We start from the raw sequence: 17,825 nt of genomic DNA, 5'->3' as shown, positions 1-17,825 counted from the left end.
GTTTTAACTATAGTCTTTTAAATGACCGCACGGCCGCACACCCTTGCCCTTCCGGTCATGATCCCCCAGATCTGCTCGAGCCTGTTCGACAGCGGCCAACAGTCGTTGGACCACCTCGGGGTGCTGGTCGGCTACATTCTGATCTTCATTGATATCCTGCTCCAGATCAAACAGGGACAGCTCGATTTTTTGATAAAAATAGGTTCCCTTTTCGCCGTCCATGCCCGCCTGTTTGACGCCCTTGTAGTCATGCGGTACATGCAGTTTCCATTTGCCGCTGCGCACCGCTTTTAAGGTGGGTCCATCGTAATAATAAAACGCCTCATAGGGGGTTTCAGCATTCGCATCAGCAAACACCAGCGGACGGATATCATGACCGTCAATTTTGCGCGGCGGCAGATCGGCATTCACCAAAGCCGCCATCGTCGGCAGCATATCCATAGTGGTTGCAAATGAGTCACAAACGCTGTTTTCCGGAATTTTGCCGGGCCAGCGCATGATGCAGGGAACCCGCTGTCCGCCTTCAAACACGGTCTGTTTGCAGCCGCGCAGCGGTCCCGCCGACCCGCCGTGATTACCGAAAACCGTCCAGGGTCCATTGTCACTGACAAATACAATTAGAGTGTTATCATCCAATCCATTGTCTTTTAGAGTTTTCAGAACCTGCCCCACGGACCAGTCGATTTCCCGGATCACATCTCCGTATACGCCCTGTTCGGAAATACCAGCAAACCGATCGGATCGATACAACGGTACATGCGGCATGCTGTGCGCCAAATACAGGAAAAACGGCTGATCCGCATTTTTGTTGATAAACTCGAGCGCTTTTTGCGTATAGCGCCGGGTGAGCAGCGATTGATCCGGATTCTCTTCAATGACCTCGGTACCCTGAATCAGTGGCAGCGGCGGATAGGCCGGATTATCTTCGGGCCGCATGTCATTGCTGTAGGGCAGACCGAAATAGTCATCGAATCCGTGATTGACGGGCAGAAACGGTTCATGATGCCCCAAATGCCATTTGCCGTAGCACGCCGTGCGATATCCTTTCGATTTCAACAATTCCGCCAACGTGGTTTCGTTTTCGTTCAAACCGAGTTCTGATTTGCCTTTTGTCCATTCCGGACCGTCCGGGAACAGCACCATGGGCAATCCCACCCGCTGCGGATAGCATCCGGTGAGCAATGCCGCCCGGCTCGGCGAACAGACGGGAGATGCCACATGAAAATCCGTAAACCGGCGTCCCGCCTGGGCCATTTGGTCCAGATTCGGGGTTTCGAATCCCTGAGCGCCGTAAACTCCGACATCAGCGTATCCCTGGTCATCCGTAAAGATAATGACAAGATTGGGAAGAGATTTCGGTTGAGAACAGCCTGGCAGCGTACCGAGAGCTGCTGCAGCGAATCCGGCGGAACAGGTCTGTAGAAAATGCCGTCTTGTTGTTTGGGTCATAGCTTACCTCCGATCATTTGTACTGATTATCCAGGGCAAAGGCATACGCGCCAACAGAAACAGCCTGACTGGTCTCCAGAGAAGCCACACCGACACCGATGCGTTTTTCCGGATCATATTTCACTAGTTCTTCCGTTCCCGGCACGGTGATAGTGGTAACCTCACCTTTTAGAAATGATTGACATTGCTGCTCATCTTCCAGATTATACACGTTTTGTACCAGCCGGTCAACAGATTCGCCGCCCCGCGTCTTTAGCTTGCTGTTCATTTCCCGAACCACGGCCGGCAGAAACAGTGCATGAGCGCCGCTCAGTCCGCCGCCGATGACGATCAGACTGTCAAACAGCGTGACCGCGTTCGCCAGGGCGTCACCGACAACCTCGCCCAGTTCATCGAACGCTTTTACGGCTGCTTCCCGGTTTCCTCGTTTTTCCCCCGTCGCAATCGCATAAATATCTTTGGGTTCCGGCGCATCATCGAAACTGATATCCGCGTGTTCAGCATAGACCCGGCGAACCGCCCGGATACTGGCGCCTTCCTCTGCAAACGAATCCGGGTGCAGTTTGTTGCGGGTAATCCAGATTTCGCAGGCTGCGGCATTGTCGCCGATATACAATGAATTATTGCTTACCAGGCCGCCGCCGAATCCGGTTCCCAGGGTAACGGCAAATAAATTATGAAACTGCCTCGGGGTGCCGTATTCGCGCAGCCGGCTATTGACTTTGGGCAGAAATCCGTCAATAGCTTCACCATAAGCATACAGATCGCCGTCATTATTGATAAACACCGGAAGATCAAACTCGGCCTCCAGCATCGGTCCCAGGGCCACACCGCCGCGATACGCCGGCAAATTGCCCAAATCGCCGATAATCCCGCGCGGATAATCCGCCGGCCCGGGAAAGGCAAAACTGATCGCTACGGGTTTGGCGCTCAGTTTATTCTTGACCTGATGAAATCCATCCGAAAGCGATTGCAAACTTTTTTGCAGATCATTCGCATGCGCCGGCAGTCGGACCGGCTCGATAATCTCGCGGCAGCCCTGTATCGCCGAAAACACAAAGTTGGTACCGCCGGCATCCAATGTGAGAACAATGCGTTCATCTGTTCTGTAATCCATACCTCTGTCCTTTTCAAGTATTATTTGTTCGTTTTACACTCAATGCAATAGTGGTGATATACAGCATGGCCGCCAACGGCACCAGAAAGCCGATCAGTGAATTCGTCAGATCCGCCAAAACACCCATCAAGAGAGGCAGCACAGCGCCGCCGACGATCGCTGTCACCATGAGCCCGGAGAGTTCGTTCGAGCGCTCCGGCATGCGGTCTACCGTTATAGAAAAAATAAGCGGGAAAATATTGGCAAAACTCAATCCGATTAAAATGACGCTGATAATAGCAATCGTCTGCACGCCAAAAAACAAGCCGATGATCCCAATCACAGCCAACACCACCGTCAGCATGAGAAAATTAGCCGGTTTCATCCAGTTTAAAATGATACCGCCGGCAAAACGGCCGATGGTCAGGGTCAGAAAAAACAAACCGGCGCCCAGCACACCCAGAGTGCTGATATCCACACCGAATTCGCTTTCGAGATAAATGGGAACTCCTGAACTCATGCTCACCTCGGATCCGACATAGAGAAAAATACCGAGCACCATCATCAGAACAAATTTATCTTTCAGCAGAGACAAGCAGGATTTGAAACTGGCGGTCTTTTCTTTGACCTCTTTTTCGTGAATCCGCATAAACGCAATCAATAATAAAGTCAACATCAGCGCGATACTGTAAACCGGGAAAATCACTCGCCAGTCCCGGCTGTAAAAATAAGCGGCGCCCGCCGGAATCAGCGGACCGGATAACGAACCAATGGCTTTGACGAACTGAGCCAGAGACAGGTTTCTCGAATATTTTCCTTCGGCTGAAACGTCGCGCATGATCGGGTTGCCGGCCACCTGAAGGATGGTCGCACCGGCACCCAAAAGCAGAATGGTAACCAGAAACAGGGCGTAATAGCTGAATCCAAAAATAGTCGGAATCAGCAATCCAATCAGCATAATCAAAACCCCTGTCAATAGCACGTTTTTTTTACCGTGTTTGTCCTGAAACACTCCCATGGGCACGGACAACAATCCAAACATTAAAAATCCCGTAAACGGAATCAACTGGGCCATGGTATTGGAAAGCTGAAAGGTTTCTTTGGCCAGGCCGACAAACGGGCCTACAGCATCTCCGAATCCCATGCATAGAAACACCAGAAAAATCGGTAATGTTTTCATTCTCATTGAATCGCTCCTTGATATGTTTTAATCTCACTTGTTTTCGGTTTTAATCGTCAAAACCCGGTCAATCAGCGGTTCGGTATAGGACAGATCCACAACCGTCCCGAATTCGGTTTGTGTATAATCCAGCGCTTCGCCCGTGGAATAGAGATGAATCGATTGAATCGTGTCCAGACCGGTTATCAGAAAAGCATCATCCTGCCAGTTGAGAATATGCACATAGACCACATCATCTTTTCGGGTGCTGCCACCCCAGTCCGCCGGCGGGATCGGGCCGCCGCGGGTGCCGTAAAGGGTTTCCCCGTATGTATCCATCCAGTCGCCGACAATTTTTAATGTATCCACACATTCCTGTTGAATATTGCCGTTCGGCATCGGCCCCACATTCAAAAGAAAATTGGCATTATGACAGGCCGCCTTGACCAGATAATGGATCAGGTCGCGCGATGTTTTGAAATCCCGGTCCTGCAGATTAAATCCCCAGGAGTGATTCATGGTCTCACAGGTTTCCAGCGGCAGATTGCCCACCTCGGAACCTTTACTGAAACCGGACTTGTTTTGTCCGGGCAGATCTTTTTCAAACATCTGAATATCCTCACCCGGCTTGGGCGCCCGGTGATGATTGCTCCCGATCAGACATCCGGGCTGCAGATCATGAATCAGGGAATAGGTCTCCTGCAGCCGCCAGTCCGCCTCGCGCTTGTCCCACATGCCGTCAAACCAGATACCGGCTATATCACCGTAGCCGGTGAGCAGTTCCGTGAGCTGAGCGTTCATATAATCAATATAAGCATCCCAGTTGCCGGTATCCGGGCGGCCGGCCGACTTGCCGGTGTTGCCGCGCGGATAATAATCGTTGTGATGCCAGTCCAGTTGCGAATAATAAAAGAAAAGCCGGATTCCCTGTTTATGACATTCATCTGCCAGGGCTTTCAGCACATCCTTTTGGTAGGGGGTTCGGTCAACAATATCCCAATCCGTCAACTCGGAATCAAACATCCCGAACCCGTCATGATGCTTGCTGGTGATGGTGATGTATTTCATTCCCGCGTCTTTGACCATAGCCACCCATTCAGCCGGATCAAAGTCAATGGGATTGAAAAAAGAAGCAAGTTTTTCATACGGGGTTTTGGGAATAGATTGGACCTGCATCACCCATTCACCGTCTCCAAGCACAGAATAAACACCCCAGTGTACAAACAATCCGAATTTTGCATCCTGAAACCATTCGCGCGCCTCTAAATTTTCCGCTGTCGGCTGGTAAGCAGGTTCCTGTGCAAAAGTCGTACTGAAAACCAGAACAAGTAAGCTCAACAGCATTGTCTTTGACATAATATCCTCTCAATGTTTCCTTGTGATAGATTGCGGGATCATGGTGCGCTGTTCTACGACACGTCTCTCCTGATCGACATCGGCGACAGCGAAACCGTATTTGTTCCCAATCAAACAACCTTTGCTTTATCAAAAGTTTAAAAAATAATCGGATGAAAAGCAATACATTTATCTGTTTTTATAAAGAATTGAAAAAGCGTTGAAATGAGTGGTTCTTCATTGTATATTGTGAGATCAGTTTTGACGGCACAAACGAGCTCATGGGTCAAAAAAAGATCAAAAACCCAGGCCCGGTTCGCTGTGTCCAGAAGAAAAAATAATTGCGAGTTGATATGACCCCCCAAAAAATCAATGACTATTGTTTTGAATTCCCCCCAAGCGGGGATATGCGCGTACCCGCGCGCATTATTGCAACCGAATCCATGTTGAATGACATCCTGTCGGATAATGCGCCGCAGCAGGCCATGAATGTGGCATGTCTGCCGGGAATTGTCAATTATTCCTGGGCCATGCCGGATATTCACTGGGGATATGGATTTCCGATCGGTGGTGTAGCGGCGTTTGATATGGACAACGGCGTCATCTCGCCGGGCGGTGTGGGATATGACATCAACTGCGGGGTTCGGCTATTGAAAACCCCGTTCTCGGTTCAGGATATCAAACCGCGCCTGAAATCCCTGACCGATGAGCTTTTTAAAAGCATCCCCAGTGGTCTGGGATCAACCGGATCCGTCAAATTATCCGGCCGCGAACAGAAAAACCTGCTCAAACAGGGCGCGCGCTGGTGCGTCGAACAGGGCTACGGCGTTCCGCAGGATCTGGATAAAATAGAAGAAAACGGCGAAATGGCCGGCGCCGAACCGCAGCTGGTCAGTGACCGGGCACTGAAACGCGGTCGTGATCAGGTCGGCACTCTGGGCTCCGGCAATCATTTCGTAGAGGTGGGCGCGGTACAAACCCTGTTCGACGAAAATGCCGCAAAGGTGCTGGGCCTGGAAAAAGATCAGGTCACGGTGCTCATCCACACCGGATCAAGGGGATTCGGACACCAGGTTTGTGACGACGCTATCAAAGTGATGCTGCAGGCGGCGCAAAAATACGGGATCAAACTGCCCGACCGGCAGTTGTGCTGCGCTCCGATCCAGTCCGCAGAAGGCCGGAATTACCTATCTGCCATGGCCTGCGCTGTTAATTTTGCCTTTGCCAACCGGCAGCTGATCACCTCCCGCGTCCGAAAAGCATTCGAACAAGCCCTGGGCATTGCCGGGTCCGAAATCCGTGTGGTCTATGAAGTGGCTCACAATATCGCCAAGATCGAAACCCATCAGGTGAACGGGGTATCTATGAAATTGTGCGTGCACCGTAAAGGCGCCACGCGCGCCTTTGGGCCGCAGCATCCGGAAATACCCGCGGACTATCGCGAAATCGGTCAGCCCGTGCTTATCCCCGGTGACATGGGGCGTTATTCCTATGTGCTCACGGGTACATCTCAGGCCATGCAGGACACGTTCGGGTCCGCCTGTCACGGAGCCGGACGTGTGATGAGCCGCACAAAAGCCAAAAAAGCGGCGCGCGGCCGCGATATCACCCGCGAACTCGCAGACCGGGGCATCTATCTGCGCTCAACCGGCCGTTCAACAGTCGCTGAAGAAATGCCGGACGCGTATAAAGACGTCTCTCAGGTGGTGGAAGCGGTCGCAGGTGCGGGTATTGCCAACAAGGTTGCCAAATTAAAACCATTGTCCGTGATCAAAGGATAACCTGATCCGATTACAGTTGCAGGAAAAATCGAAAAGCCTGATAAAAGAGCAAAAGAGAAAACACAATCAGGATAACTCCCATCACACGATTCACATGAACAAGGATACTTTCATTCAAAAACCGCTTTGACTGCCCGGAAACGACAGCCAGAATGGTTTTGGCCCCGACCAGGCAGACGTAAAAACCGGCCAGAAACAATACAATATGCAACGCCCCGGTTTCCAGAGCTCGCATCATCAGAGGCGTACCGACACTGATCCAGAACAGATAGGGATGCGGACTGGCAGCGTTGGTCACCACACCTTTCCAGAGTGCGGCCGTACGGCGGCGCCCCGACACTTTAAACGCTGCAGGCTGTACGCGCAAACTCTGAATCCCCAGGTACAGGACGTAAACACCACCGATGCAGGAGATCACACCCAACAGCAGAGGCAGATCCTGTATCTGACGCAGTAGAAAATAGCATAACAGAATGATAGGCGCATCCGTGATCAGCGGGGATAACGCCACTTTGATCCCGTCAGCCGTGGTTCCGCGCAGGGATTCACTTACCACCAGGGCAAAAAGCGGCCCGGGGCTGGTGCCCGCGGACAATCCAAGAACAATTCCGGTGATTAAAAATTCCACATATTCCTTTCATGCTTGACCACTAAAAGATATCATTTTATATCGTAAAAAAAAGCAGCATTTTTTTCTCAAATTTCGGAATGTATCAAGTACATGATACTGTTTTATGTTCAAACCAACGTAAAGGAGAATTCTATGGCTCACACCCCTTCTACCATGTTAGAACTGGGAACACCTTGTCCGGATTTTCAATTGCCCGACATGAACGGCAAACGTGTTTCGAATCGGGATTTTGAAAATCAACCCCTGCTAATAGCTTTTATTTGCAACCACTGCCCCTATGTTAAAAATATCATCAATGTGCTTGCCGAACGACTCAAAGACTATCAGGATAACGGGGTCCGTGTCGTCACAATCATGTCCAATGATTATCAGGCCTATCCGAATGATAAACCGGAAGAGATGAAAAAAGTAGCAGAGACTTTTAAATTTACCTTTCCTTATCTGTTGGATAAATCACAGGAGGTGGCAAAACAATTCCGCGCGGCCTGTACACCGGATTTCTTTTTATTCAACAGCGATCACAAACTTGTGTATCGCGGACAGTTTGACGACAGTCGACCGGCAAACGACAAACCGGTAACCGGCAAGGATCTGAGTCTGGCCGTCGAACGTCTGTTGACCGGCGAACCCATCGGTCAGGATCAAAAACCCTCTGTGGGATGCAATATAAAGTGGAAACCGGGCAACCAACCCGATTATTTTTAATGCCTCTGTCGCGCAGAACAGAAGAAACAGGGCTGCAGTGCAAAGGTCCTGTTTCTGTTCTGTCAGAATCTGCCAGCCCCCTTGCGCTAAACATTTCGAAACATTCAATTACGGGCGAATCAACAGCTTTACATGATCAAACAAGCTGTATTTTTCACCCAAACACCACTCTGAAAACACACCAAATTTTCCATCAGTATAACGACTGTCGCCGGCATAAAACAGCCACTGCTCATCAGCATAAAAAGAAAATAATTCCTCAGATGCTTTATATTCGATTCGCAGATTCAGGCTATTGCCGGGTTCAATGGCCACAGCAGGATGCCGGAATTTTGACATCAGAGTATCCGCCTTGTCGTCCGAATGAATATAGAACAGAGAAAATTCACTGCTGCGGTTGACGGTGAACGCATACCCCTGCGCCTCTGCGTTCACAAAGAAAACCAGGCCTGCTGAGGACGATGTGAATGCAATATCGGCCTGATAGGTAAACGAACCCGAAAAACCGGCATCGTAAACCGATGCAGCGGACAGAGGATGGCTGGTACATTGATAAACGCCATTCTCCACCTGCCAGGTTGCGGATTCAAGGAGCGGTTGCCAGTTTCCCGCATCTGACTCAAACGTCTGCCAAAATCCACTGCTTTCGGGAATAACTGTAAAGGCCGGACTGGTATCGGCAATCTCATTCTGCAGCGATTGAACACTCACCCGATAATTTTCTCCTGCGGCGAGTCCGGCAGGCACGGAAAACGCAAAGGTCCCGCTGTTTTGAGCGGATTCTGCAATAGTCAGCACAGGCGAAGCATCGCAGTACAGGACAATCCGCACCTGTGATCCCGAATGCTCCGTTGCCGACCATTTGATAAATTCCACTGTGCTGCCGGGCACCCAAACGCTTTCTGCAGATGGACGTGTCACACGGATATATCCCTGATCTGCCGCCAGAATCTCAAACGCTGAACTGTAGGCATACACCTCAGAACGAACAGATGCAATCCGGACACGGTAGCCGGTTCCGGCTTTTAGGTCATCAGGCAACGTGTAGGAAAATTGTCCGTCGTTGACCGTTTCAGCAGCGATTTCCAAAATCTGGTTTTCGGGTGAAACCAGCGCAATCCTCACCGTTTCCCCGGGATTGCCCTGACTCTGCCAGGCAATTTGAACCGTTTCGCCGGGCATCCAGCGACTGTAGGCGTCCGGTTGCGTAACTTGAAACCCTGTGTCTTCAGAGGCGCGTATCTCAAACAACGGACTCTGGTCAGAAATCGCCGGATCATCAAGACGCTGAATCTGGATGCGGTAATCTTCCGCCGGGGGTTGTGAGACCGGAACCGTGAATTCTGAATACTCGCCGTCATTCGGTGTATTGGCGGCAATCGTTTTGAAATTCGAGCCGCGAATCAAAAGAATGGATACATTGCCTGCTGCAAATCGGCTATCCCAGCGGATCGGCGCCCGGGATTGTCCCTGCACCCAGACCGTTGACCGGTTGGGTTCGGTGATGGAAAGCAGATCGGACTGCGGTTGAATGACAAAACGGTCCCCGAAATCGAAATAACCGGGCTGTTCACGATGACGGATATAGACGCGGTAATCATTGCCGGTCTGCAAATTCAATGGCAGCACATAGTCGCCAAAATATCCGTCATTCCCGGTTGAAGCAACAATATTTTCAAGCGGCTCAGCGCCTTTGTATAAATCAAGCCGGACCGTACCGCCCAGCATCCCCGTATTCCAGGTTACCTCGAGCGTGTCACCCATGGCCCAGACATCACCGGATGCCGGATGCATTATCGAGAGCGCGCCCGTTTCCGAGGTAAACTCACCGGTTTGGTTCAAATACAGATCCTGCTGTTCATTTGCACTCAGCATCTGTCCCAGACGACCGGTTTGAATTTTATACAGAAATGCAGCAGCCAGATTTCCCAGCGCCGTTCCCTCATTCAGCGCACCCGAGGCTGTAAACGGCAGATATTGGGCATTCAAACCGGATGCGGGCGCGGACAACCCCGAACCGATTTCCAGTCCCAGCCGCAACGCAGCCAATCCCGGTGCAGGGTCTGTCACAGCATCTGAAAACTCTCCCTGATCGATACCGGCGTCCACCGGCACAGACATCCAGTTTTCACTCAAAGCCGCCTGCAGTGAACGGGCAAACGGCCGATAGTCTGTCACCGGCGAGTGCGCCAGGATAGAAAAAGCCGAGAGCAGCATGACGCTTTGAAGCGGGGTGAACGATGTCGAGGCCACAATACTCTGGGGTGATTTGCTCATATCGCCGTTCTCGTCCAGCAGCAGATATTGATACAATAACGAATGCGGAGCCGCCGGATGCTGCTGAGCGGCAGTGCAAAGCGCCTGCAGCAGATCTATAAACTCCGCCTTGCCCAGCGCGTCTCCCCGACGAGTAACCATTCCGTACAACAAAAGTTCCTGATATATTTCATTGGCGGTTACGCCTGTCCGGTCCTGATGCAGTAAATATATACTGTTCACATGCGCCGGCGCCAGGCCATTGGTGTGTGCTGCCTGTTCCGTCACTCTAAAGCCGCAGAATTCCAAAACCTGCTGTTGGTCAGCGGGATTATCTGCGGTTTTCATAAAGTCCAGCCAAAGATCATTCAGAGACCCCAGTGTCACTGATCCCATAGTATTACGCCCCGACTGTAAACTCAGGGTGTCGGTCCGGTCCTGATATCCCGGCGCCGTCAGATGAAGAACCGTCCGCCCGGACGCCAGTGCATATCAATGCGGCCGGTTGAATCCGACAAGGCGCTTTGCCCGGAGGTCTGAGCCCGGGCATGCACCACCGGATCCTGATCCGCATTGCGTACCGTCAACGACAACAGGGCCGGAGCGCCGTTATTCACCGGCTGCTCATTGCAGCCGAACTTTCCCACCAAGACGCACAGCAATAGAATGTACAGTTTATAGATTTTCATAGATATTCTGTCTATTTTAGTGATTTCAGGCATGGAAATCAATAAAAGAATGATACATTGACATTTTTTTAATAACCGGACTTGCTTGTAAAGGTTGAATTGAGTATGTTTCAGTATATTGCACCAATCAAAACATTTTCCTATGCAGAAAACAGACGTTTCCCTCTTTCACCTCTGGCAAAAATGCCGCAGCGGCTATCTAACCGGGTCCGAACTCAGGGCGCTCATTGAGATTGTCCTGCGCCTGTCCGTCGCGTATCTCAAATTCAAACAACGCCAGGGGCTGCATCTGACTGATATCAAAGACAACACAAAGCATGCGCTGGAATCCATTGCCCTGGATGCGGTTGCCGACTTGTTCGAACGCGATGAACACAATTGTCTGATTCGATTGAAACATTACTTTCAATCACTGCAAGAACCGATAGACTGTCAAGAAACCGCATTGTTGCATTTGCGGCGGCTGGTTACCGCTCGCACTCGTCAGGGACTGTATCGAATTTTCAGAGAACGCGACCCGGAAAGCGCCAAACTGCTGCGCAATCTGAAACTGGCTGCTGAACAGTCGGATACTTTGCGGACAGCAGAGGATATCCGCGGTATCCTGATTTACTCAGGCGCTGACGCCCCGCCTCCGGTTCGGATGCCGACAGAGCCCATGATGGGTCAAATCTACCGGCACATGAAACCCGAGGATACGGTTCCGCAACTGCTGCAGAAAATGTGGGACATCCTGAATGCAGACGCATCCGCGCCCTTTTCTTTACGGCTGCATGATGTTATCACGATGAGCGCAATGAGGTGTTCCTCGGTACATTGAGCCGCATCGACCCCAACGACAGCGGCGAACTGATTTATTACGACGATGACGGACGCATCATCTGGACCTACACGGCGAGTTTTCAGCAATTTAATTCTGAACATGTTTACAAGGATCATTACCGCATTTTTACGTTGTATATCCTCGTCGCATCGTCCCCCTCACTCTGCCCGCGAATGCAGCACGGACACTCTGTGTCCCGGCAAACAACTGCCGACAAAGACAAATGTATGTGAGCTAAAGCACAATCTCTAAAGGCAAGCTTCTGCCTCAAGGACCAGACACTGGACACAGAGTGTCCAAACTGCGTTCCGCCAAAGGACTGGCGGAACGAGGGCGCGGGGATGTCGGACGACGAGGTTCGTCGTCCGTGACCGTCGCGGCAGGACAGACACTCAGCCCGCGTACCTCACGGACTCGTCCGTATCTTTTTCATCGTTCCCTCACTCTGCCCGCGAATGCAGCACGGACACTCTGTGTCCCGGCAAACAACTGCCGAAAGAGCCTCATTTAGGAGCTAAAGCACAATCTCAACCAGCAAGCTTATGCCTCAAGCATCAGGCACTGGACACAGAGTGTCCAGATGGCATTCCGCAAGCGGACTGACGGAACGAGGTGGCGGGGACGGGACTGACGGAACGAGAAAACGAAAAGCACGAGAACAACAAGCAATCCCTGAAACAAAAAGGCTCAAACACAGGTATAATCTATCAGATGAAACAAATCCATTACATCCTCATCACCGGTCTATTCCTCTGCCTGACCGGCTGTGAAGCGCAGACAGATCATCCGCAAACCCGGCAGACTGACCATACCGGAAATCCACTCATCGATACCACCGGCGCTGTTATTCAAAACAGAATCCGGACGCCGCAGGGATTCCGGCGCAGTCCTGCTTCAGAAAACTCGTTCACGGCATATCTCAGAACATTACCGCTCAAAGCGCACGGCTCACCGGCAAAATATTATGACGGTGGCAGCAAGCCGAATCACGGTGTGTACGTGGCGGTTGTGGACCTGCCGATCGGGGATCAGGACCTGCATCAATGCGCGGATGCGGTGATGCGGCTGCGGGCGGAGTATTTGTGGCAGCAGCAGCAATATGACAGCATCCATTTCAATTTCACCAACGGTTTTCGAGTCGATTATTCGGAATGGATGCAGGGCCGGCGCATGATCGTTGAGGGCAATACAACCCGCTGGAACAACCGCTATGCCCCGTCCAATACCTATCACGATTTCCGGCAGTATATGCAGCTGATTTTCATGTATGCCGGCACCCTGTCCCTGTCCCGGGAATTAGAGTCAGTAGCGTTTCACAAGATGCAAATCGGCGATGTGCTGATCCAGGGCGGCATGCCCGGACATGCGGTGATTGTCGTGGATATGGCCAAACATGCAAGCACGGGTGAACGCATCTACCTGCTGGCGCAAAGCTACATGCCGGCCCAGGAGATCCAGATATTGCATAACAGGCATGACAGCATCAGTCCATGGTACAGATTAAATTCAGATACCGTCATATACACGCCGGAATGGTCGTTTTCAAAGAATGATTTGATGGGATTTCCCGAAAAATAGAAATTCGGGAACCGGCCAGATATACCCCTAAACCGCACGATAGACTGCTACTCCTCGTTCGGTTTACGACCGCCCTTTAGTCAACGTACGTTTCGCGAATCAAATCTTTTACGCTTTGAATCTCCTGGATCGAAAGACGGCTTTTTCTTTTGATCAATCGCTGTTTGTCAATCACCCGGATTTGATCAATACAGGCATCTGATTTTCGACCGTCATACTCAATGAGCGCTCTGAACGGCCAATCGCAAAGTGAAGAGGTAAGCGGTACAATCACCACCGTTTGCAAATATTGATTCAATTCATCCGGAGAAACAACGATGCAGGGTCTGAGTTTATCCGGTTCACTGCCGAATTTCGGTTCAGGATTTACAAGATAAATATCGTATTGCATTTACTTTTTCCAGGGAGAATGAACGTTCGTATCGAGTTCATCAGGCAGGAACAATTTATCATCCCCTCTTTGATGCATTGCTTTGGCAGCCTTTGCCCAGCCTTCCCTGGGTTTTCGTTTCGCCTGTATCGTGATGGTCTTGCCGGTCACATAAAGCTCCACGACATCAGAAATTTCACAGGCATGAATGACTTTTTTAGGAATCCGGATACCCTTAGAGTTTCCAATTTTTTGAACTTTAATATCCAAATCGAGTCCTCAACATTATTTTGTTATTACATGTAGTAACATTTTAACAAGAACCAATCAGAATGTCAAGCATGTTTTTTAACAAATATGCATTCGGGTGAGAAAAATCAGATGCTGTTGATTTTCACGGACTCGCAAATGCATAGTTTCCATCGCGCACGTCTATGTGCGGCGGTATATGGCCATTTTCTGCAAAAAAATCATAACCGGTTTTTACCCAAAAGACAAAACAGCCCGCATCCGATTGGATTTGGTCATTGAAAGAACAGAACAAAAAAGCGGTTATCGCAGAATATTTTGCGCCCCATAATCGTATACTTTTGAATAAACACCCTCCTTATTATTGTTATAACAATACAAAATAAACGCAATAAAGGAAACCAACTCTATGCATAACCATCACGAACAATCACATAAACATCAGCATCAGGGCCACAATCACAACGGCCATGCTCATGATCACGATTCCCACGACCACACCAGCCATCACGCCATGATGATCCGCGATTTCCGCCGCCGGTTCTGGATCTCGCTCGCCGTTACCGTACCCATTCTGATCCTGTCGCCGATGATTCAGGGTCTGCTGGGATTCAGCTTTACGTTCATACCGGGTATTGACGGATATATTCTATTCGGATTGTCCACTGTTGTCTTTTTCTACGGCGGCTGGCCGTTTCTAACCGGACTAACGGATGAACTCAAGAATAAACAACCCGGCATGATGACTCTGATCGGCGTGGCCATTACCGTGGCCTGGGGTTACAGTTCGGCAACCACCTTTGGCGTATCCGGAAGCACGTTTTTCTGGGAACTGGTGACCCTGATCGATATTATGCTGCTGGGACACTGGATTGAAATGAAATCCGTGCTCGGCGCTTCCCGCTCTCTGCAGAAACTGGTAGAAATGATGCCGTCAGAAGCGCATCTGCTCAAAAACGGCGATACCGCAGATGTCAACGTGGATGAACTAAAAGCCGGTCAGCAGGTACTGGTGCGTCCCGGTGAAAAAATCCCGGTGGACGGCGAGATCGTCGACGGGAAAGAGTCACGTCAACGAATCCATGGTGACCGGCGAATCCAAACCGGTCAACAAAGGCTAAGGATGACAAGGTGATCGGCGGAACCATCAACGGCAACGGTTCCTTGACGGTCCGGGTCAAACAAGTGGGCGAGGACGCTTACCTGTCCAAGGTGGTCAATATGGTACGCGAGGCGCAGAGCAAAAAGTCAAAAACCCAGAATCTGGCCGACCGCATCGCCTTCTGGCTGACCCTCATTGCGCTCACCATCGGATTCGGGACGCTGGCAACCTGGCTGGCGCTCGGCCGCCCGTTTGTCTTTGCGCTCGAACGCATGGCGACGGTCATGGTCATTACCTGTCCGCACGCATTGGGACTGGCCGTCCCCCTGGTGGTGGCCATTTCCACGTCCATTTCGGCACAAAAAGGTCTGCTGATCCGCAACCGCACGGCATTTGAAAATTCACGCAAAATCACCCTGCTGGCCTTTGACAAAACCGGCACTTTGACCCGGGGCAATTTCGGTGTGACCCGCTATGGGGCACTGAATGATGAGGTTAAGGACAATGACATCCTGCGTCTGGCCGGCGCTCTGGAATCGCAATCCGAACATCCCCTGGCGGTCGGCATCCTGGACAAAATCAAACAGGAAGAACATCAAGCTGCCCAAAGCCGAGAACTTTAACGCCATCACCGGCAAAGGCATTGAAGCGGATGTGGAAAACAAGAAAATCCGCGTGGTCAGTCCCGAAGCAATCAAAGAAAAAAATATGCATATCCCGGACAAGGCTTATAAAAACGAACAGGAAACCGTGGTATTTGTAACCATAGACGGTAAGCTGGCCGGATTCATCGCCATGGCGGATGAGATCCGCAGCGAATCCTATGACGCGGTCAAAACCTTAAAGAACAATGGACTCAAAGTAGTGATGATGACCGGCGACAATGAACAGGTCGCCAAAAGCGTCAGCGAGGAACTGGGGCTGGATGGCTATTATGCCGGAATTCTGCCGGACCAGAAACTGGAAAAGGTCAAGGAATTTCAAAAGAACGGTGAATTTGTCGCCATGACCGGTGACGGCATCAATGACGCGCCGGCCCTGGCCACAGCTGATGTGGGCATTGCCGTGGGATCAGGAACCGATATTGCCGCGGAAACCGCGGATATTATTCTTGTGAACAGCAATCCTGCAGATATCGCTTCTCTGGTTCTGTTCGGCAGAGCGACCTATCACAAAATGATTCAAAACTTTGTCTGGGCCACCGGCTACAATGTGGTGGCTATTCCCCTGGCTGCAGGTGTGCTGCTGCACGCCGGGATTGTCATCAGTCCGGCCCTGGGTGCGATATTAATGAGTTTGAGTACAGTGATTGTCGCCATCAACGCGCAATTTCTGAAACGCAAGATGAATGTAAAAAGCTGAACGGAGGTACTTTATGAGAGCTGTATTGACGATTATGATATGTTCACTTTTAATTCTGGGTACGGCATGCAACAATGAACAGCACGCCGAACATATGAATCAGGATTACTCGAGTATGCACCGAGGCAGCGGAGAAATGACGGGAATGCCCGGTATGGCCGACCATATGAATGATCTGCAAACCCTGTCCGGTCAAATGCGGGACGACTGGCAGCAGCATATGGAAGCCCGATCCGGAGTGGATACGGTTTATGGACATTCCATGATAACCATGAGCGGACACATGCATGACATGGCCCGCGATATGAATCAGGTCATGAACACCATGAACTCTCTGATGAATGATTCGGAGCTGATGCAGAACCGGGAATATAAAACCCGTCTCGAACAGATGCAAAAGCACATGAATCTGATGATGCAGAATTACCAGAGCATGCTGGAGCAGATGAATGAAATGAGGCAAACAACGGAGCCATAATACGGGATTCCGGGCTCGCTCGTGTACACGCTGCAGATGATATTTCTGTTTTTATTTCGATAGATATCCGTGCTGCCTGCAGTTCTGTATACGGCAAAATCAGTGCTTCATAGTCGTAAATAAATGATAAAAATGCCAAATAAACAAACAGACAAAATCCGCAACCGCTACAGCCGCATTGCCGGGATTTATGATATCCTCGAAAGCCCCATGGAGCATATGTTGGCCAACTGGCGCGGCACATTGATGAAAAATATCAGAGGCCGGGTTCTTGAAGTGGGTGTAGGCACGGGTAAAAATCTGGCCTGGTATCCGGATCACTTACAGGTGACCGGCATCGATTTCAGTCCGGCCATGATCGAACGGGCCGAACGCAAAGCCGCTGAAATGAACAGAGAATTCGATCTGCGCGTCATGGATGTTCAGAATATGGATTTCCCGGACAATCATTTCGACAGCGTGGTCACCTCCTGTGTGTTTTGTTCGGTGCCGGATCCGGTTAGAGGATTCAGAGAAATCCGGAGGGTGCTCAAACCCGGCGGCCGTGCCGTGATGCTGGAGCATGTGCGCAGCCACAAACCGGTTTTGGGTGCGATGATGGATATCTTGAATCCGGTTCCCCTGCATATTTATGGCGCTAACATCAACCGGGAAACCGTGGACAATCTAAAAAAAGCAGGATTTGAAAACAGTCGGGTGATAGATCTGTGGCTGGATATTGTCAAATTGATCATAGCGGAGAAATAAAAATGACAGGAAAGA

The 17,825-nt window shown here is 50.7% G+C and carries 16 protein-coding genes and 1 pseudogene; 8 read left to right on the top strand and 9 right to left on the bottom strand.

The genetic code is table 11. The features are described from left to right. Positions 1–3: 3 nt before the first annotated feature. From U5R06_09550 to U5R06_09535, 4 genes are read right to left on the bottom strand one after another with little or no spacing between them, the layout of a single operon-like run. Entirely contained in the window at positions 4–1,449 is a 1,446-nt protein-coding gene (locus U5R06_09550; GenBank protein ID MDZ7723027.1) for a sulfatase, read from the bottom strand. Between the two features lie 13 nt (positions 1,450–1,462). Next, positions 1,463–2,566 carry an ROK family protein gene (locus U5R06_09545; GenBank protein ID MDZ7723026.1) on the bottom strand — a complete coding sequence of 368 codons (1,104 nt, stop codon included), beginning with the start codon at positions 2,564–2,566 and terminating at the stop codon, positions 1,463–1,465. Between the two features lie 13 nt (positions 2,567–2,579). Further along, entirely contained in the window at positions 2,580–3,731 is a 1,152-nt protein-coding gene (locus tag U5R06_09540; protein ID MDZ7723025.1) for an MFS transporter, read from the bottom strand. A 27-nt stretch (positions 3,732–3,758) separates the two neighbouring features. Continuing rightward, on the bottom strand, positions 3,759–5,060 hold the full coding sequence (locus U5R06_09535) for an alpha-L-fucosidase (protein ID MDZ7723024.1): 1,302 nt from the start codon (positions 5,058–5,060) through the stop codon (positions 3,759–3,761). A 332-nt stretch (positions 5,061–5,392) separates the two neighbouring features. On the opposite strand from U5R06_09535, the gene U5R06_09530 reads away from it, so the two are divergent. Beyond that, entirely contained in the window at positions 5,393–6,820 is a 1,428-nt protein-coding gene (locus tag U5R06_09530; GenBank protein ID MDZ7723023.1) for an RtcB family protein, read from the top strand. Positions 6,821–6,830: 10 nt separating this feature from the next. On the opposite strand, the gene U5R06_09525 is transcribed toward U5R06_09530, so the two are convergent. After that, positions 6,831–7,448 (bottom strand): LysE family translocator, encoded by a 618-nt coding sequence (locus tag U5R06_09525; protein MDZ7723022.1) that lies wholly within the window; start codon positions 7,446–7,448, stop codon positions 6,831–6,833. 135 nt (positions 7,449–7,583) lie between these two features. On the opposite strand from U5R06_09525, the gene U5R06_09520 reads away from it, so the two are divergent. Continuing rightward, on the top strand, positions 7,584–8,156 hold the full coding sequence (locus tag U5R06_09520; protein MDZ7723021.1) for a thioredoxin family protein: 573 nt from the start codon (positions 7,584–7,586) through the stop codon (positions 8,154–8,156). Positions 8,157–8,264: 108 nt separating this feature from the next. On the opposite strand, the gene U5R06_09515 is transcribed toward U5R06_09520, so the two are convergent. Then, positions 8,265–10,808 (bottom strand): Ser-Thr-rich GPI-anchored membrane family protein, encoded by a 2,544-nt coding sequence (locus U5R06_09515; GenBank protein MDZ7723020.1) that lies wholly within the window; start codon positions 10,806–10,808, stop codon positions 8,265–8,267. Between the two features lie 59 nt (positions 10,809–10,867). Then, positions 10,868–11,101, bottom strand: a complete 234-nt coding sequence (locus U5R06_09510; GenBank protein ID MDZ7723019.1) for a hypothetical protein — start codon at positions 11,099–11,101, stop codon at positions 10,868–10,870. A 142-nt stretch (positions 11,102–11,243) separates the two neighbouring features. Between U5R06_09510 and U5R06_09505 the strand changes: the two genes are divergently transcribed. From U5R06_09505 to U5R06_09495, 3 genes are all read left to right on the top strand, one after another. After that, complete coding sequence (locus U5R06_09505; GenBank protein ID MDZ7723018.1) at positions 11,244–11,921, top strand: hypothetical protein; 678 nt, start codon at positions 11,244–11,246, stop codon at positions 11,919–11,921. Then, positions 11,918–12,157 carry a hypothetical protein gene (locus U5R06_09500; GenBank protein ID MDZ7723017.1) on the top strand — a complete coding sequence of 80 codons (240 nt, stop codon included), beginning with the start codon at positions 11,918–11,920 and terminating at the stop codon, positions 12,155–12,157. Before U5R06_09505 ends, U5R06_09500 begins: the two co-directional genes overlap by 4 nt. Positions 12,158–12,536: 379 nt before the next feature. Next, complete coding sequence (locus U5R06_09495; protein MDZ7723016.1) at positions 12,537–13,502, top strand: DUF4846 domain-containing protein; 966 nt, start codon at positions 12,537–12,539, stop codon at positions 13,500–13,502. Between the two features lie 76 nt (positions 13,503–13,578). Here U5R06_09495 and U5R06_09490 read toward each other — a convergent pair whose 3' ends face one another. Then, positions 13,579–13,893, bottom strand: a complete 315-nt coding sequence (locus U5R06_09490) for a type II toxin-antitoxin system PemK/MazF family toxin (GenBank protein MDZ7723015.1) — start codon at positions 13,891–13,893, stop codon at positions 13,579–13,581. Continuing rightward, positions 13,894–14,142, bottom strand: a complete 249-nt coding sequence (locus tag U5R06_09485; protein MDZ7723014.1) for an AbrB/MazE/SpoVT family DNA-binding domain-containing protein — start codon at positions 14,140–14,142, stop codon at positions 13,894–13,896. A gap of 388 nt (positions 14,143–14,530) precedes the next feature. Between U5R06_09485 and U5R06_09480 the strand changes: the two are divergent. The 3 genes and pseudogenes from U5R06_09480 to U5R06_09470 all read left to right on the top strand — a co-directional run bounded on the left by U5R06_09480 (position 14,531) and on the right by U5R06_09470 (position 17,810). After that, positions 14,531–16,585: pseudogene (locus tag U5R06_09480) on the top strand (copper-translocating P-type ATPase). A gap of 13 nt (positions 16,586–16,598) precedes the next feature. Continuing rightward, positions 16,599–17,063, top strand: coding sequence for a hypothetical protein (locus U5R06_09475; protein ID MDZ7723013.1), 465 nt, complete (start codon positions 16,599–16,601; stop codon positions 17,061–17,063). A gap of 132 nt (positions 17,064–17,195) precedes the next feature. After that, positions 17,196–17,810: a methyltransferase domain-containing protein gene (locus U5R06_09470; protein MDZ7723012.1), complete on the top strand. Its 615-nt coding sequence runs from the start codon at positions 17,196–17,198 to the stop codon at positions 17,808–17,810. The last annotated feature ends 15 nt before the right edge of the window (positions 17,811–17,825 follow it).

It is taken from the genome of candidate division KSB1 bacterium, from assembly GCA_034521575.1.
Classification (GTDB): Bacteria; Zhuqueibacterota; Zhuqueibacteria; order Residuimicrobiales; family Krinioviventaceae; genus JAXHMJ01.
The sequence above is the reverse complement of the archived record's forward strand: the minus strand, read 5'-3'. Positions and strand labels throughout refer to the sequence as shown.